Annotated in this window: 10 protein-coding genes; all 10 read left to right on the plus strand. The window is 46.5% G+C overall.

Features of this window, described 5'->3' with window-relative positions:
• Positions 1-127: 127 nt before the first annotated feature.
• The 10 genes from MKX59_RS25665 to MKX59_RS25710 all read left to right on the plus strand — a co-directional run bounded on the left by MKX59_RS25665 (position 128) and on the right by MKX59_RS25710 (position 18,427).
• Entirely contained in the window at positions 128-853 is a 726-nt protein-coding gene (locus MKX59_RS25665) for a methionine ABC transporter ATP-binding protein (RefSeq protein ID WP_023987160.1), read from the plus strand.
• Positions 846-1,517 carry a methionine ABC transporter permease gene (locus tag MKX59_RS25670; RefSeq protein ID WP_013308947.1) on the plus strand — a complete coding sequence of 224 codons (672 nt, stop codon included), beginning with the start codon at positions 846-848 and terminating at the stop codon, positions 1,515-1,517. Before MKX59_RS25665 ends, MKX59_RS25670 begins: the two co-directional genes overlap by 8 nt.
• A 276-nt stretch (positions 1,518-1,793) precedes the next feature.
• Positions 1,794-2,651, plus strand: coding sequence for a MetQ/NlpA family ABC transporter substrate-binding protein (locus MKX59_RS25675; protein ID WP_023987162.1), 858 nt, complete (start codon positions 1,794-1,796; stop codon positions 2,649-2,651).
• A 467-nt stretch (positions 2,652-3,118) separates the two neighbouring features.
• On the plus strand, positions 3,119-3,538 hold the full coding sequence (locus tag MKX59_RS25680) for a hypothetical protein (RefSeq protein WP_023987163.1): 420 nt from the start codon (positions 3,119-3,121) through the stop codon (positions 3,536-3,538).
• A 15-nt stretch (positions 3,539-3,553) separates the two neighbouring features.
• Positions 3,554-8,521 carry a DUF4132 domain-containing protein gene (locus MKX59_RS25685; protein WP_340859366.1) on the plus strand — a complete coding sequence of 1,656 codons (4,968 nt, stop codon included), beginning with the start codon at positions 3,554-3,556 and terminating at the stop codon, positions 8,519-8,521.
• Between the two features lie 230 nt (positions 8,522-8,751).
• Entirely contained in the window at positions 8,752-9,246 is a 495-nt protein-coding gene (locus MKX59_RS25690) for a GNAT family N-acetyltransferase (protein WP_103744805.1), read from the plus strand.
• Positions 9,247-9,387: 141 nt separating this feature from the next.
• Complete coding sequence (locus tag MKX59_RS25695) at positions 9,388-10,371, plus strand: Gfo/Idh/MocA family protein (RefSeq protein ID WP_071559239.1); 984 nt, start codon at positions 9,388-9,390, stop codon at positions 10,369-10,371.
• A gap of 512 nt (positions 10,372-10,883) precedes the next feature.
• The gene (locus tag MKX59_RS25700) at positions 10,884-13,613 is read left to right on the plus strand and encodes a glycoside hydrolase family 3 C-terminal domain-containing protein (RefSeq protein ID WP_340859369.1); all 2,730 of its coding nucleotides are present in this window, start codon (positions 10,884-10,886) and stop codon (positions 13,611-13,613) included.
• Between the two features lie 182 nt (positions 13,614-13,795).
• Positions 13,796-15,313, plus strand: coding sequence for a glycoside hydrolase family 30 protein (locus tag MKX59_RS25705; protein ID WP_071559237.1), 1,518 nt, complete (start codon positions 13,796-13,798; stop codon positions 15,311-15,313).
• Positions 15,314-15,508: 195 nt separating this feature from the next.
• Entirely contained in the window at positions 15,509-18,427 is a 2,919-nt protein-coding gene (locus MKX59_RS25710; RefSeq protein WP_053324712.1) for an S-layer homology domain-containing protein, read from the plus strand.
• The last annotated feature ends 52 nt before the right edge of the window (positions 18,428-18,479 follow it).

The following is an 18,479-nucleotide window of genomic DNA, read 5'->3' on the forward strand; positions in this document are numbered from 1 at the left end:
GGCTTTGCCCGTTTTCTGCTCTGTGGTATATTAATGCAATGGGAATTGACGGCTCGTACAGACCCGCCTGGGCTGGCGGGCTTATTACATTTTCCCTGAGAAATGGATCATCAGGAGGCCAGGTTTCATGATTACGCTGCATCAGGTAAGCAAGCATTATACCACCTCAAGCGGCCAATTTCATGCGGTTCAATCCGTGTCCCTTCAAGTGGAGGAGGGGGAAATTCACGGTATCATAGGTGCCAGCGGTGCCGGTAAGTCTACGTTGCTCCGGTTGATGAATGTATTGGAAAGGCCGGATGAGGGAAACGTGGTTGTGAACGGGGAAGATCTGACTCGCATGCCGGAAAAACGTCTCCGTGAAGCGCGGCGATCCATAGGGATGATTTTTCAGCATTATCATCTTGTTCACAATCGGACGGTCAGTGGAAATGTGGCAATGCCGTTGGAGCTGGCAGGTGTCGGGAAAAAAGAGAGAGCGGAACGTGTGCGCGAATGCCTGCAATTCGTCGGTTTAGCTGATAAAGCAGAACAGTATCCGGCACAACTGAGCGGAGGCCAAAAGCAACGTGTGGCGATAGCCAGAGCGCTGGCGAATCGACCTGCGGTGCTGCTGTGTGATGAGCCGACCTCGGCGCTTGATCCGCAGACGACCGCGGATATTCTGGGCGTGTTACGGGAGATCAACCGGGAACTGGGAGTTACCATTGTAATCGTAACGCACGATATGGACGTGGTACGCAATATTTGTACCCGTGTATCAGAAATGCGGGATGGGCAACTGCTTTCAACGCAACGTGTAGCTGACACTGCGGTAGGTTCAACAGCGGGAGCAGGTGAAGCTGATGAATGAAATGCTGAGCATCATTGCGCAATACCAGTCTGAGATATGGAAAGCCATCGGAGAGACGTTTATCATGGTGGGGATTTCTATCGCAGCAGCTGTACTGTTAGGTCTTCCGGCAGGAACGATTTTGTATTTGTGCGGCAAAGGGCAAAAATATGAAAATCGACTGCTGTTCACCCTATTGAACAGTGTGGTCAATGTCATCCGCTCGTTCCCATTTTTGCTGCTCGTCGTGTTCATGATTCCATTTACACGTCTGGTCGTAGGGACGGCGCTGGGCACGATGGCTGCAACGGTTCCCTTGTCAGTGGTGGCCATCGCCTATTATTCGAGGCTGGTGGAGCAATCATTGCTTGAGGTGCCCAAGGGTGTAATTGAAGCCGCTACTTCTATGGGGGCATCCACCCTCCAGCTTATTTTTAAATTTCTGTACGTAGAAGCTCGTTCCGGGCTTGTACTGGGTTTGACCACGTCCACCATTAGCTTCATCTCCTACTCCACGGTGATGGGCATTGTGGGCGGCGGCGGGGTAGGCGATTTTGCCATCCGCTACGGTTACCAGCGTTTTGAAACAGGCTTGATGGCGTTCACCATCGTCGTCATGATTATTTTCGTACAAACGATCCAGTTCACTGGAAGCACCATATCCCGTCGGATCGACAAGCGATAGGGCAGAAATGTAACTTTTCGCTACACTTGCACCACCCACTATGGGAAATAAAAATGACTTTACAGTACCTCAAAAGCGGAGCGGACAGAATTGTTCTGGAGAAGCGTCAGCGTTCGCCTTTGAAATGGGATTCTAACCTATAAATTGTGTTATAAATCAGAGAGAATCCCATTTCAACAGCGATCGGAAGAACAATCTGCACGCGAAGCGGCTGCGGCTGTACTGTAACTCATTTTTATCTTCCCAATCACAATTTACTTGGAGGTTCCTCATCAAATGAGTCGGAAAAACAACATGAAAACGAACTTGAAACTACTCACACTATTTGCTGTCGTTATGCTACTGGTTGCCGGATGCGGTGGTCAAAAGCAGGCTGCTCCAGAAACACAGTCTAAAGAAGCAACTTCCCAAAAAGAAGTGACCTTGAAAGTAGCAACGCTAATCCCACCGATGACAGATGTGCTGGATATCGTGAAGCCGCTGCTTAAACAGGACGGAGTCAATCTGGAAATCGTCGTGCTTTCAGACAATATCCAACCGAATAACGCATTGGCAAGCCATGAAGTGGATGCTAACTTCTTTCAGCATGCTCCTTTTATGCAACAATATAATGAAAGCAACAAGTCCGATTTGGTAGCGGTAAAACCAATTTACAATGCCATTTATGGCGCGTACTCCAAAAAATACAAGAACATTAAAGACCTGCCCGAAGGTGCGACCATTGCTATTGCCAATGACCCGGCCAATACCGGACGCTCTTTAGTAATGATGGAGCAAAACGGTTTGATCAAGCTTAAAGAAGGCGTAGGCTATAATGCTACACAGGCTGATATTATTGAGAATAAGAAAAAATTCGTGTTTAAAGAAGTGGATTTGTTGATGCTGGCGCGGTCACTGGATGATGTGGACATGGCTGCCATGTATCCCGCATATGCCAAGCCGCTCGGTCTGACACCGAAGAAGGACGCGCTGATTACCGAAAAAGACGATACGCACTTTGCCATTAATCTGGTAGCGCGTAAGGATAATGTAGATTCCGATGCTATTCAAAAGCTGGCAAAGCGAATGACTGGACCGGAAGTACGTAAATTTTTTGAGGATAATTACAAGGACAGCGTTGTTCCAGCATTTTAAATAAATGAGGATTTTGCAAAAATCCAATAAGCGACTTCCAATGAATAAGATATAGATCGAAATGGTTTAGTTCGTCTATATCTTGCACGTTGGAGCGACTGGAATCGAATTTTGCAAAATCCTGAAATAAGTATGTTGAAACATCGTTTTATGATGAAATACGACCTGTATAATGGAAGGAAGTCTGTGAAGAACAGATGGTCTCCCTTGTGCAGGTCTTTTTTTCATCCTTAATATGGAAAGGAATGATCGAAAACAGGGTATAAAGTCTTATTTTTTAAGATTTTAGGGTGTTACACCGCTGCGAATTTTGGTCATAAAGGGCGATGGAGTAATGATAAGGAACATATTAAAATAAATATACGAACAAACATTCGTTTTCGATTTCGTTAACGGTGTTTTTATATGGGTCAAAAAATTCAGCTGACAACGGGCCAAAAGCGTGAATAAAAAGGAAGGGGAACGACATGAAGCTGTTTGTAACTGTAAAAAGTCTGGGAAAGCGCAAGCCCGCACTCGCACGACAGGAATTAGAACTGAGTCCTGCTCCAGAAACATTGCGAGATTTGATTACTGCAACCGTTGCTCTGAATGTTCAAAAGCTACGGGAAAAGCAGGAGAGTGTCGCGCTGATTCCGTTCCTCACGGGAGAGGAAGTTCAGGCACAAGGCGAGATAGGCAAAGTAGGATTCGGTTCCATATATAATGAGGGTGTCCCGGATATTAAGGATGCTGTGAACACGGCGATGCAGGCTTTTGAAGATGGTTTATACAGAGTTTTTGTATGTGACGAGGAAATTATTGAACTGGATGCTCCTTTGTCACTTAAGGATGGGAATGAGATTGTATTTATACGCTTCACAATGCTGGCTGGAGGCCTATGGTAGAGGGGGAAACGAAATATGCATCAAGAGAACAATGAGCAAGAATATTTCACCACACTGAAGGAGCGCGCGGCGCAACTGGATGGACAACAACAGGAGTTAGCCCAGTATGTTGTGGAACTGGGGAAGCTTCATTACATACAGGAGAACGAGGAGCCATTTAACGAATGTCAGCGAATATTAAAAGAACGGGCGACAGAAAGCGGAGAACCGCTGTTTAAGCCACTGACAGAGGTATTACGTGCTCTAATTGGACAAACAGCGGGCGATGTATTCGCCCATCTAACAGAGCATGTGACTGAATATCCATACAGCACAGGGTATGCGCGAAAACCGTTTCGCACTTCGGATATTACGGCCCATACTTCCCGGATTTATAAAAGAATGGTGCAGTTGATTCGAATGGACTGTATCGGGTTCTCTGTAATGGATTATTTAACAAAAAAGGATTATGAACCAGGCAGGGATTACCGGATTCAGGAAACGATTGGTGACTGGATTGCTTATGAGCTGGATAACGATAATTTACAGGTGCTTGAGGCGTTAAAAGCTATTATTTATGGAGATAATCAGGCTGCGTTACTTACGCGCAATATGATTAAAGGCATGCTCCTGAGTCATCAGGAGGAGAATTATCGCATGATCGGCGAGCTCTTGGCAGCCGCCAAGCTCCAGGAGGGATTGCGCCAAAGTATCGTGGAACAAATGGATGAAGGAACCCCGGAGGCTCTAATATATCTGTTAAAGGTGATCATCGACCAAGGCTTCATTCGTTACAGCTCGGTAGTGCGGGCGCTTGCAGTATGGACGGGCATGGGGCTGGAGTCCGCCAACCAGCGGGTCGTTCGTCAACTGGTCGAGCAGGCATATGAAGCATTGACTCGTAGTGAACTGCGCCAAGAATGGCTGACCAGCTCAAATGCTAATGAAGTATATATGAGTTTGTGGGCTACTGCAGTACATGAGGAACGTGATCTGTATGGACAGGTTCAGAAACTCATGGAGCAGGGAGCACCCTACCAGAAGATCGTAGCGCTTTATGTACTGTCTAACAGTGACAACAAGGATGTGCGCCTCGGAATCGCGAGAGAATATCTGGATGAAACGGACCCGGAGCTTCAATATTGGATATTGACGAACTATACAAGCAATTATTTTTATGAATGGATAGAAGGCGGGACGGTCGCGGATCGGATTGTTAAAGTGGTGCGCACTCCTTTGCTGGAGAGCAAAGAGGAGCGGCGTAAGGATTTTGAACGACTTCATAACCTGTTTGTACATATGAAAAAGGGTGAGTCCACCGAGCCCTCCAAGGTGCTGGATTTTGTTAATCTGTATCACCGCTCAGATGCACCTATTCAAAAAATGCTGTATCTCGCTGGTTATGATATGGACGCTTCCTGGATTGGGGAAATCATAGCCTTAAAGGAACAGATTAGCCCTAATCTGCGTGGCGAACTGTTGAACCATTTTGTGCAAAACCCTGAGGATACGGTACAGCGTGATTTTATTTTTTCCAGTTTGTCTGACAAAAGTATGAGTATCCGTGAGTTCGCTGTGGCCAAGGCGCGTAAGCTGACGCTGTCGGAACCAGAAATGCAACAAATGGAAGCCTTATTAAAGCTCAAGACGGGATCGTTGCGACAAAGTGTCATTGGTGTGTTGCTCTCACAATCGGAAGGGCCGCTGGCTGGCTCATTGGAACGCTTGCTTCGTGCTAAGGCGGAGCTGCAACGATTGGGTGGACTGGAAGTATTGACGAAGATATATGCAGACCCGGATCGTGCCGAACAGTATGAAAGCCTGCGGGCTTTGGCGGATATCATTCAGCAACCCACAGCCAAAGAGGAGCAACTGCTGTCCAAGCTGGGACAGGAGGATGCTTATACAGGGGCTAACGGTTTTGGCCTGTACGATCCGAATGTCAAGGAAGCTTGGTTGGAAGAGAAAGTTGATCTGGGTGATTTTCGATTGTCCGATGTTTTTGTTAGTCCATTGGAGAAGCTCAAGCAGTTCTTGAGCGGACTGGATGAGCTTGTTCATCATCATCGTGATGTGGAATATACTGCGGAGTATTATTCGGGCTACAAAGATACATTGCTTATTGGGACGAACCTTCGTCCTCTACGGCTGGTTCAGGTCGATGAAGAAGTAGATTCTAGACTGTCTTTATATCCTCTCTATGAGGAGTGGGACCGTTATTTGCAGGAAAGCGGCATGGAAGCGCGTGAACTGCTGGAGCTTGTTTTTTATGACCGATTGGAGCCTATGGACCGAACGCTGGATCGCTACTATCGATACTTTTCTTTTAACATGAACTATTCAGAACAAAGCAAGCACAAGCTGCTGGAAGGATGGCGTAAAGACTTCGCTGAGCAAATGTATCCTTTGGATCGGATTAACGAGGTTCAGAAGTGGATGGCAGAGCTGACCTATTCCGATCAGGTAAGTACATTAGTTAATGCTTATTTTATGGACACATCCGGTGACCAAACATTTGACGTAATTGACCTTGCTTTAAATTCACTAATGCAGGGCGTGCCTAAGGACAGACCTGCTGAGGATATGGGAATGCTCCATCTATTGTCCGGCCCGTGGGTGGCACTGGAGAAGGGGCAGGTTCATGATGGTGAGTCCTTTAAGCGCTTTTTCCATACCTTTGTGAACTACGCAGAACTGCCAGGAGCGGAAAATCGTTTTTATTCTCCGCTGGATCTGGAGGATTATTTCAAAGCATATGAAAAAGGGTTGATCGGTGTAGGGGAAGTCTATCGGGAACTGCTGGCCGGTAGGGAAAGCAGAAGACATATGAGTTCCTTAACCAATGCCCGCAATACATGGATTTCTAGCAAACATGAATTTTTGGAAATACGTCGTACGGTTATTGATCGACTGTTAGAGGTTGAATTGGTTCGAGGCGATTTGCCTACCGAGGCTACGCCAAAGGTTATGGGATTGAGCCAATTTGAAGGTATGGATTATTTCATCCGTATTTTGGAGGGTCTCGACAAGGAAACGTTTGTGCGTGGTTATGTGTACGGCTACGGTGATCGTATTACCAAAAAAGAATCGTTCAGCCACTTGCTCAAAGCATGTTATCCGAGTGATGGCGAGAATGCCACGTTGCTCAAGGAAAAGCTGAAAAACACTAAAATTACGGATAAACGTCTGCTGGAGGCTGCTATGTATGCTCCACAGTGGATTGAGATTGTAGCAGACTATCTCGGTTGGGAAGGGCTTCGCAGTGCCGCATGGTATTTCCATGCACATATCAATGAAGGTTTTTCGGCCGAGAAGGAAACGATTGTAGCCCATTATTCGCCGATTGCTCCGCAAGATTTTAATGATGGTGCCTTCGATATTCACTGGTTCCATGAGGCCTATGAGACGTTGGGCGAGGAACGATTTGATCTGCTGTACGATTGTGCCAAGTATATTTCGGCTGGAGCCAATCATCGTCGATCCCAGTTGTTTGCAGATGCGACGCTAGGCAAGCTGAAACGAAGTGACATGGAAAAATCAGTGGAAGACAAGCGAAACAAAGACCATTTGCTGACCTACAGTCTGATTCCACTTGCTCAGCCGCCTGAACCAGATGTACGCGAACGTTATGATTTTATCCAGAGGTTTCTGGAACAAAGCAAAAAATTTGGGGCACAGCGTAAGGCCAGTGAGGCACTGGTTTCACGGATTGCACTCGGGAATTTGGCACGTAACGCAGGTTATGATGATGTAACCCGTCTCGTATGGGACATGGAAGCTCGTAAGCTGGATGATCTCCGGTCTTATTTTGAGCCACATGCTTTGGACGAGGCTACAACGGTGCAGCTCGTCATTGATGCTGAAGGAGCGGCAGATATTGAAATTGTCAGCAAAGGCAAGACGCTGAAATCCATTCCGGCTCGTTTCAAGAAGGATGAGTATGTTACGTCGCTGAAGGAGCTTAAAGGAGATCTTGTGGATCAGTATCGCAGAGCTCGCAAAGAATTGGAACGCTCTATGGAGTCTGGTACGACCTTTATGGTGAAGGAATTGAGAGGATTGCTGGGTAATCCTGTGCTTGCTCCGTTGGTGCGAACACTGGTTTTCAAGGCCGATGATCACCTCGGATATTTTAATGAGGAAACGTTGGTATTGACGGCTCCTTTTGCTGAACAGCATACTATAGGAGAAGAAGACAAGCTGATTATCGCTCATCCCCTTCATTTGTTCGAAAGTGGTCGTTGGAGCGACTTCCAGAAGGACTTATTCGACCGCCAGATACGCCAACCATTTAAGCAGGTGTTCCGTGAGCTGTACCTACTGAATGCTGATGAACGTGCAAACGCGACCGTTTCCCGTCGATATGCGGGACACCAGGTACAGCCGAATAAAACGGTATCCCTATTGAAAGGTCGCCAATGGACAGTCAGCTATGAGGACGGACTCCAGAAGGTGTACTATGCCGAGAATCTGATTGCGAACCTGTATGCCATGGCAGACTGGTTCTCACCAGCGGATACTGAGGCTCCTACGCTGGAGACAGTACAGTTCTTTGATCGGACAACGTATAAGAGCGTACCGTTGGACGAAGTTCCTCCTGTTCTGTTCTCCGAAGTTATGCGGGACGTGGATCTGGTCGTCAGTGTTGCCCATGTAGGCGGCGTTGATCCGGAGGCCAGTCTGACGACCATTGAAATGCGTAGGGTGATTGTGCAGGAATCACTTCGCCTGCTGAAAATTAGCAATGTACGCTTGGATGGGAATTATGCACGTGTAGATGGGACTCTTGGCGAATATGCTGTGCATCTGGGAAGCGGGGGTGTCTATAAGCAAGCGAAGGGAGCACTGCATATTATTCCGGTGCATTCGCAGCATCGTGGACGCATCTTCCTGCCGTTTCTGGACGAAGACCCAAGAACAGCGGAGATTCTATCTAAAATTGTCTTGTTGGCTGAGGATCAGAAGATCAAGGACCCGCAAATTCTTACACAGCTTCAAGCGTAGAATAGAATTCTGATATATAGAGATTCATAATTAACTCAACGTTCGCACCTAGACAATGGTTTCAAATCCTCTACTGTGTAGGTGGAAACTTAGTTTAGTTGCGGAGGTTGAGTTATTTAATACTGAGCGTGTATCAAGCGCCAATAAGGAGATATGGGTAATATTTTAGGTTCTGTGGTTTGATGAGAATCTAATAGTATAACAATTGACGATAATAGGAGAACACAACGATGATTAATAGTATCTTTCTAAAAGAGTACTCAACCGAGTATCAATCACAAGTTGTCGATTTAATTTTACATATTCAAAAAGATGAATATAATATCGCCATAACCAAAGAAGATCAGCCAGATTTGCTTGATATTGAAAACTTTTATCAGCGTGGTAACGGCAACTTCTGGGTGGCTCTTAGTGAAGAAACCGTAGTAGGGACTATAGCTTTGTTAGATATTGGGAACCGTAAGACAGCACTCAGAAAAATGTTTGTAAAACAAAACTATAGAGGTAAAACATTCAATGTTTCGAATCAATTATTGCATCATGCCATAGGATGGGCCAGGGTAAGGTCTATTGAAGAAATCTATCTTGGAACAACACCACAATTCGTAGCAGCTCATCGTTTCTATGAGAAGAACGGCTTTGTTAGTATAGCTCCAGGAGAATTGCCGATTGGTTTTCCAGTCATGAAAGTGGATAAAAAGTTTTACAGATACGTCATTCAATAATGGGTATAAATGAAGATACTGCTGGGTCACAAAAGAAACCGTCGTCTAGCAAATGTTTCTTTTGTTTAGGACAGGCGTTTGCTAGAATAAAAGGGTATGTTGCAAGTCAACGTTAACCAAATTGCTGGGAGGGACACAAGTATGAGCAAAAAGATCAAATGGGGAATTGTCGGCACAGGCTGGATCTCAGATCAATTTGTGGCGGATTTGGCGCATGTTTCGAATGGAGAAGGGTATGCTGTTGGATCACGCACTATTGAAAGCGCTACCGAATTTGCAGCTAAGCATCAAATATCAAGGGCTTACGGGAGCTATGAGGAATTAGCACAAGATCCCGAGGTAGATGCTATTTACGTAGGGACTCCCCATCCTTTTCATAAAGAAAATGTTCTGACGGCTCTTCGGGCGGGCAAAGCAGTCTTGTGTGAGAAACCCTTCACCGTCAACAGCAAAGAATTGGAGGAAATGATCGGCTTTGCACGTGAGCGTAAGCTATTCCTGATGGAAGCAATGTGGACACGTTTTTTGCCTCCGATTCGCCAAGTGCGGGAGTGGATACATGCGGGACACATTGGCGAGGTAAAGCTGGTTAAGGCGGAATTTGGTTTTCGAATAGATTGGAACCCGGAGGGGCGGCTTTTGAACCCTGAGCTGGGCGGAGGTGCTCTATTAGATGCAGGAATTTATCCGGTTTCTTTTGCTTCAATGGTCTTCGGTCCTGAACCTGAGCATGTATGGAGCACTGCTCATATCGGGGAGACAGGCGTTGACGAGACATTTTCGATCTTGCTGGATTATGGAAAAGGACGCACGGCTATGCTTAACGGGGCAGTCCGTCTCGGATTGACGAATGAGGCATACATCCATGGAACAAAGGGTTATATCCACATTCCGTCATTCCTGAACAGCACATCTGCTACTTTAGTTGTGGACGGTGAAGAGGCACAAAACTTTCAGGATGACCGATCCTCTACAGGCTATGCCTTTGAAGCAGAAGAAGTCGGGCGTTGCTTGAACGAAGGTTTGCTCGAAAGTTCTACTATTTCTTTAGATGAATCGTTAGGAATTATGAAACTGATGGATCAGATTCGTTCACAATGGGGGCTTCGGTATCCGTTTGAATAATCACATTAATTCCAGGGACCTTTCAGGTTCTCTGGAATTTTTTTGTTTATGAGCGTTGTTTTTTATACCAGGATTTTGCAAAATCCTTATACATAAGTATTTCCAATTCCCAAATAGCGACTTTGGTCGCACGCTAGGTAACGCCATATGAGTAAGTCAAGAGTGGGACATATGAATCATTTTTATGGATTGAAATTAGTTAAAAAACCGTCATTAAATAGTTACAAAAGTGTAATTTTATTATCGGTTAACTGAATTGTTAACGCTCTCTTTTCATGAAAAAGAATGAAGGTCCTAGTGTTGTACTTCCAAAAACTTTCAATGAAATTTTCGAAAATGTACGGTAGGGTGGTAAACGTGTCACTTGAGCCATTGCGGCTTTTGCTGACTTGCTTGCTTATCCCGTGGCTCTGGATTCTTGTCGGAGCTCGCAGGATCGAGAGCCTTTGCAAGCCTGTGAGAGTTGAATAGGCATTCACCTCATGATCTAACATCAAGGAGGAATTACAAACGTGAAAGTGAAATCAACATGGTTGTTCCGTATGGTGATGATGACAGTTATCGCGGCTGTTGTGATCGGACCTATGAATATTGCAGGAGCGGCAGGAAGCCAGACAGATCGGCCTTGGATGAACACGGCCCTGTCGGCTGAGAAACGGACAGCGTTGCTGCTGCAGGAAATGACGCTGGAAGAAAAAATAGATTTGGTGACTGGCAAGGTCAACAATTACTATGGATTCTATAATAATTCGATGGAGCGGTTGGGCATTCCGGCGCTGACGATGGCAGATGGACCAGCGGGTGTGCGCATCGCTAATCCAGATGTGCAGGACAAGCAATCTACTGCGTTGCCTGCTCCAATTGCGTTGGCTGCAACGTGGGATACCCAAGCTGCCAAACAGTATGGTGATTTGATTGGAGACGAGGCTTTTAATACAACTCATAATGTTGCGCTTGGACCGGGGATGGATATTGCCCGTATTCCATGGGGATCGCGAAACTTTGAATCTATGGGTGAGGACCCGCTACTGCAATCGCAAATGGCGACCGCTTATGTCAAAGGTATACAAAGCCACCCTGTTTTGGCGACTGCGAAACATTATCTTATGAATAATCAGGAAACAGAGCGCTTCACGACGAATGTCAAAGTCAGTGACCGTGCGTTGCATGAGATTTACATACGCCCGTTCCAAGAAGTCATCGCCGAGGCAGATTTGGGAGGGGCAATGTGCTCCTTTAACAAGGTCAACGGCGAGTCTGCTTGTGAGAACAAAACTCTTTTGACGGACCTCTTGAAGAAGGAATTGCAATTCAAGGGCTTTGTGATGAGTGATTACGGTGCGAACCTGAGTACAGTCGAATCGGCAAATAGCGGATTGGACCTGGAAACACCGGGGACCCCTTATGGTAAATGGGGAGATCAGCTGCTGGCGGCTGTCAAAAATGGTAAGGTAAGTAAAAAAACGATTGATGATAAGGCTGGGCGCATTTTGGTGCAAATGTTCAGCAAAGGTTTATTCGATCACCCGGCTCAAAATAATCAAATTGATGCCCGTGACCATGGCAAGACAGCCCGTCAATTGGCTGAGGAAAGTATGGTACTGCTTCAAAATAAAAATAATGCATTACCGTTGTCTAAAGATAAACTCAAGTCCATTGCTGTGATTGGCCCCGATGCAGATAACGGCACTGTGGCAGGCGGAGGCAGTTCGTTGGTGAACCCGACGTATACCGTGAGTCCGTTAGAGGGCATCCGCAATCGTGTCGGCAAAGGTGTTACCGTCCAATATGCACCGGGTACAGACCCGATCTCTGCAGGAGACATTATGCCTGGCCCATCGGCTGTTCCGTCTTCACTGTTGACTACATCTGATCAGAAGGAGGATATCAGTGTTGGATATGCGACTTATGGAGATGGCGAACAGGGGCTTCGAGGCGAATACTGGAAGAATAACAAGATGGAAGGCAATCCGATTCTTGTACGCAATGATGACCAAGTCAATATGAACCTTGGATTTTATAATTATCAGGGCTTCAATGCGAAGTCCCCTAAAGTTCCAAATACACCAACGACACTGAACGGCTTGATATCTGCACGCTGGACAGGGGCAATTGCAGCTCCCAAGGATGGTGACTATGCATTGTCATTAACCAGTTTGGGATCAAGCAAGCTGTATCTCGACGATAAGCTTTTCGTGGACAATCAAGGTGAAAAGCTGGGCACTACGAAGAAAAGCATCTCCCTTAAAGCGGGTGAAAAGCACAAGATACGTATTGAATACCGCGCTGATTATCCGACAAATGGTCGTGATTCCGGGGGTATGGTTCGTCTGGGCTGGGAACCTCCGGCAGATACGTCAGATAAGTTGATTGACAACGCTGTGAAATTGGCGAAAAAATCGGATGTTGCGATTGTTGTTACGCGTACGTATGAGAGCGAAGGATATGTTGAGCGTTTCGATATGGAGCTGCCGAACAATCAGGATCGGCTAATCCGTGCGGTTGCGGCTGCAAATCCGAAAACTATTGTCGTACAAATGAGCGGCAGAGCCGTGCAAATGGATACCTGGCAGGACAAAGTCCCTTCCATCGTACAAGCATGGTTTGCTGGACAAGAGCAAGGGAATGCTATAGCACGCGTCTTATTCGGGGATGTGAATCCTTCGGGTAAGTTGCCGGTAACCTTCCCGGTTAACGAGCAGTCTACACCCGTGTCCTCACCAGAGAAGTTTCCGGGTGTGAACGGTATAGGTGACTATTCAGATGGTATTTTTGTAGGCTATCGTGGGTATGAGAAATCGGGTATTCAACCGGCGTTCTCCTTTGGACACGGTTTATCCTATACGACATTCGGATATAGCGATCTGAAAACAAAACAGCATGCGAGTGGAAAAAAATCCGATCGTACGAGTTCCGTCGAAGTTTCGCTAAAATTGAAGAACACGGGTAAAACAGCCGGAGCTGAGGTTGTACAGGTGTACAGCGGTAAGCTTCCGACAAACGTAGAGACTCCATCCCGTCAACTGGCAGGCTGGTCCAAGGTAGAGTTAAAGCCGCGTCAAGAGAAGAAGGTTCGCATTGAGCTCGACCCGAAAGCTTTCTCATATTGGGATGAAAAGTCCAAAGCATGGGTTATGCCAGCGGGTGAAGTGCCCATTTATGTGGGCAGTTCCTCTCAGGATTTACGACTGACAGGAAGTGTTACGATTCCGGCAACCTCTACAGAAAAGGCAAAAAAGTAATCCCGTTACATTTGTTTTAAAATGGTTATATTCAAGAGAGCGCGGGCACAAGCACCGGCTCTCTTTTTGCCATATGTATGCAAAGGGAAACCCAAGTGAAAGCTGAAATAGTAGGGAGGATGGGGATAGGCTAATGATAGGGAGAGGAGGACATGCTAATGATAGGGAGAGGAGGACATTAGATGAAGAAACTCCAAAAGCAACGACGTACTGACATCTGGCTGCTTATAGCTGCAGTAGCCATTTTGATCTGTGCGGTCCTGGCCAGTATGGCTATACGGAATGTTCCGGGGCCGAAAGCAGAAAATAACGTCAACATGTGGCTAACAACACCCGATCCGGCGAATCGCCTAACCCAACAAACCCCGATCCGTTGGGATAAGGATAACAGTAAAGAAAATGCAGCGAATGCGGATACACTGACGATTGAGATTAAGCCAGATATTCGTTACCAGACGATGGAAGGGTTTGGAGCAGCGGTGTCCGGTTCGTCCGCATACCTGATGAATTATGGCATGTCTGCCAATCAGCGTGATCAGCTGCTAAATGATTTGTTTACAGCCAGTGGCATTCAACTGAGTTATATTCGCCATACCATTGGAGCCTCAGATTATTCCGTAGATGAGCAGGGACAGCCTGGCAGCTATACCTATGACGATGTGGCAACAGGCAAGGACTATGAGCTGAATCATTTCTCCATCGCCAAGGATCGGGATGTGATCGATGTGTTGAAGCAAATCCTGAGAAGAAACCAGGATTTAAAGATTATGGGAACCCCATGGACAGCTCCGCCCTGGATGAAATATGGGGAGCAGATTTATAACGGCTGGTATTTGGACTATACCGATTCGCGCGTCTACCAGGCGTATGCTGACTATTTTGTTCGTTATCTACAGGCGTATGCGAACGAGGGAATTCCGATTCAGGCGATTTCCATTCAAAATGAGCCAGAATTCACTACGCCCAAGTATCCCAGCATGAGTATGGGAGCAGCAGAACAGGCGAATTTTATTAAACAATATCTGGGCCCGACCCTAAATCGAAACCATTTATCTACTCACATTATTGCCTTTGACCATAACTGGGATACAGGAAGCGATTATGCCAAGACCGTGTTAGGAGATGAACAGGCTCGAAGCTATACGCACGGAACGGCCTTTCATTGCTACAAAGGAGAGCCCACGGCGATGACAGATGTGCATAATGCTTTTCCTGATAAGCCTGTATATATGACAGAATGTAGTGGGGGGGCGTGGAGTCCGGGCTTTGGAGATGATTTGAGCTGGGATATGTCCAAGCTGATCATTGGTGCACCCCGAAACTGGTCGCAAAATGTCCTCTTTTGGAATATCGCACTTGACCCGTCCGGGGGTCCGACCAATGGGGGTTGCGCCAACTGTAGAGGTGTAGTGACCATCGACCCGTTAAGCGGTGCAGTTACGAAAAATGTGGAGTACTATGCGATTGGGCACGCCAGCAAATTTGTCCGTCCAGGTGCGGTACGTATTGATTCTACACATTATAGTGGAAGTATCGAAACGGTCGCTTATCGCAACCCCGACGGTACGCTTGTCCTGATTGCCGCCAATACGGGAGAGAACACAAAGACATTTAAGGTTCGGCAGGGAAATAAGGTTTTCAAATCTACCCTTCCCTCCAAGTCCGCAGCTACCTTTCAATGGAATCCTACGGTTTCCTGATATGGCATGTACATCAACGTTTTATAGAAGTTTTAGAGCGCTTAGCCCATCTGGCTGAGCGCTCTTTTTTCATTTGCTACAAAGTCCAGACTGTGAAAAAGATAAAATTTTAATATTGTTCAGAATTGGTTCAGAGGCGGATGATAAGATATTTTCACTAATAACAAGAATGAACCGTTCACGGGGGAGAGTCTGATGAATCAAGAAACAAATAAAGAATGGCAAAAAGTGCTGATGGTGACGTTGCTGGCAGGTATGGCATGGGGGCCCCAGCTTGTTCATGCGGAAACGAAAGGGGAGACGTCAGCGATTGTGACTAAAGCCAGTACAGTATCTTTTACAGATCAGTCCACTATGTCATCCCAGGCATTACAGGCGGTACAGGAGGCTGTGAAGCAAGGACTGATCACGGGTTATCCAGATGGTTCTTTCCGTCCAGATCAACCGTTAACGCGTAAGGAAATGGCAGCTTTGCTGGCTAATGCACTTAAGCTTGACGCAACGGAGAAAGCAGTAACTTTTAAGGATACGCAGGGGAGTTGGGCAGCTTCTTATATAGAAGCTGTACGTGCGGCAGGTCTAATGACCGGAGATGAATCAGGTGCTTTCCGCCCGGATGCTGCAGTGAGTCGTGAGGAATTGGCAGCCATTCTGGTGAGAGCGATTGGAGGAACCCATGTTCAAGGCGGAGATGTTCAGGACATTTCTGATGGGGATCAGGTGAGCGCATGGGCCAAAAGCAACGTAGAGGCAGCTCTCAAACTGGGATTAATGGATACGCCGGATAATCGGTTTGACTCTAAAGTACAGGTAAAACGTCAGGATATCGCAGCCTTTTTGGTGAATGTATTCCAATCGGGTGAACGGACGGGAATCCTTTCTCGTATCGACGGGGATATCGCCTATATGGATGGAAAGCCCTATTTGATCGGCCAGCAATTGAAGCAACTGTTCGGAGCAGACAATGTGCCGGCGCTTCAAGGGGCTACCCTGACCTATCAGACATCGAACCGAAACGTAGCTGATCTGTCAGCACTTCAAATTGTGCAAAGTGGTACAGCCCAACAACCGGTGACTTTGTATAGCAAAGGGACAGAATTTAAAGGCAAGTTAGCTATTGCAGCGGATTATGTGCGTATTCAAGGTGATACGTTACCTCAGGTAACCTTGATGCAGGGTGCCAAAAATGTAGAGATTCATGCAGATGTAAACGAAATGATCGTGGATACGCATGAGCCTATTCAGATTCAGGGAAGTGGTGTATGGCAGCAGCTTAAACTGAATTTTGCCGATACACAGGTACGTCTCGCCAATGGGATACAGACTGTACAGACCCGTCTTGCGGAGCGGGGAACAGAGACTCAAATTATACGTGATACCACGTTGGGTGCATCTTCGGATACATCCTCAACAAGCACTAAAAAAAGTTCATCTGGTGGTGGCGGTGGCAGTTCTACAACGAATCCAACGCCAACATCTAATCATGTACCTGTCTCAGCTATCGTTCCTGCCGATCAATATGCCATTTTGGGTTCTGGAGATACGCTAGTGGATTTGAAAAATGTGTTTTACGATGCCGATCAGGATGAACTGTCGTACCATGCGGTCACTTCGGATGTATACGTAGCAGAAGCAGAAGTGGCAAATCAACAGCTTACACTAAAACCTAAATCAGTAGGAAGCACACAGGTATTTGTTACGGCAGAGGATGGAAAAGGCGGTAAAGCGAGCGTGTTTTTCAGCTATACAGTGACCAGTTCTACTTATGAGGAGGACATTAATCACAGTCCTGTCGCGAGCAACAGCCTAAATGACATTCCTTTGCTCTTAAATGAAGGTGGCAAGCAGATTAGCCTGTCTGACTTGTTTAACGATGAGGATGGCGATGCACTGACCTACACGGTGGAATCGGCTTCGCCAGAAGTGGCCACAGGAGAAGTAACAGGCGATCAGCTTATGCTTACGCCGCTTCAAGCCGGCATTAGTCTAATGACGATAACAGCCCATGACGGCAAGGGAGGTACAGCCTCGCTTCAGTTTACTGCTATGGTGAATGCGCCTTTGCCTGATCCGCAGCCTGAGAATCACATACCTGTGGCTTTGCCTCATTTACCTGTCGTAGTTGCTAATGTGTTGCAGGACAAGCTGATGCTGTATCCGGGCTCGTTATTTATGGATCAGGATGGCGACACCTTGACGTATACCATAACTTCCTCCAACCCCCTAGTAGGCAGTGTGGTAGAGAATGGAGAAGATTCCTTTGTAACACTGCATAATGCTGGTATTACGATGATTGGAATTACGGCGAATGATGGTCGTGGGGGCGTTTCTTTCACTTCATTTATGCTCCAAGTTGAAGCTCCTCAACCAGTAAATCATCGTCCGGTAGTGACCCGTGTGCCTGAACCTCAATATTTGGACCCGGGAGATGGTCAGCAAACATTGCAGCTGAATGATATGTTCTCTGATGAGGACGGAGACACGCTGACCTATACTGTGGTGTCTTCTGATCCATTGGTGGCAGGGGGGCAGGTAGAAGGGAATGCACTTTTCATACAACCTTTGCGTAATGGTATGACGTTCCTTACGATTACAGCAAATGATAATCGTGGTGAAACGACATCTTTTACAATTCCAGTGATTGTTGAGAAAAGAGACTTGTTCATTTCCGAAGTCGTGTGGCAAGGCGAACCGGATTATCTGGACCAGGCGATTGAATTGTATAACCCTACAAACAGACCGTTGGAGAAAAATAGAATATGGATTGAGCGATCCGACCAACCAGACCCGATTATCATAAACGCCAATGACGGGGATGTGATTATGCCTGGGCAAACATTTGTTATTGCGGATGATCTGAGTTCGTTCGTATCGGAGGAGTGGTATTTTACCTTCCTGCAGTTACAAAATAACAATTCGGAACCTGTTACGCTTAAGCTGTATTACAACAACACGCTTATAGATATCGCAGTTATTGGTCAAGGGCAGGCTTTGGGACGGAATAGCGGTACGGTCATTGGTAATACAGATCCATATCAAGCTGGTGAATGGAATGTTGAGGGGACGAACTACCCTGTTAATTTAGGAGTCTTTATCGGTCGTCCTCGGCCGTAAAACATACGTATCCTATGATTTTAAATACATGATTACATTTATCGGTGGGGAG

This window comes from Paenibacillus sp. FSL R7-0340 (genome assembly GCF_038002205.1).
Classification (GTDB): domain Bacteria; phylum Bacillota; class Bacilli; order Paenibacillales; family Paenibacillaceae; genus Paenibacillus; species Paenibacillus polymyxa_B.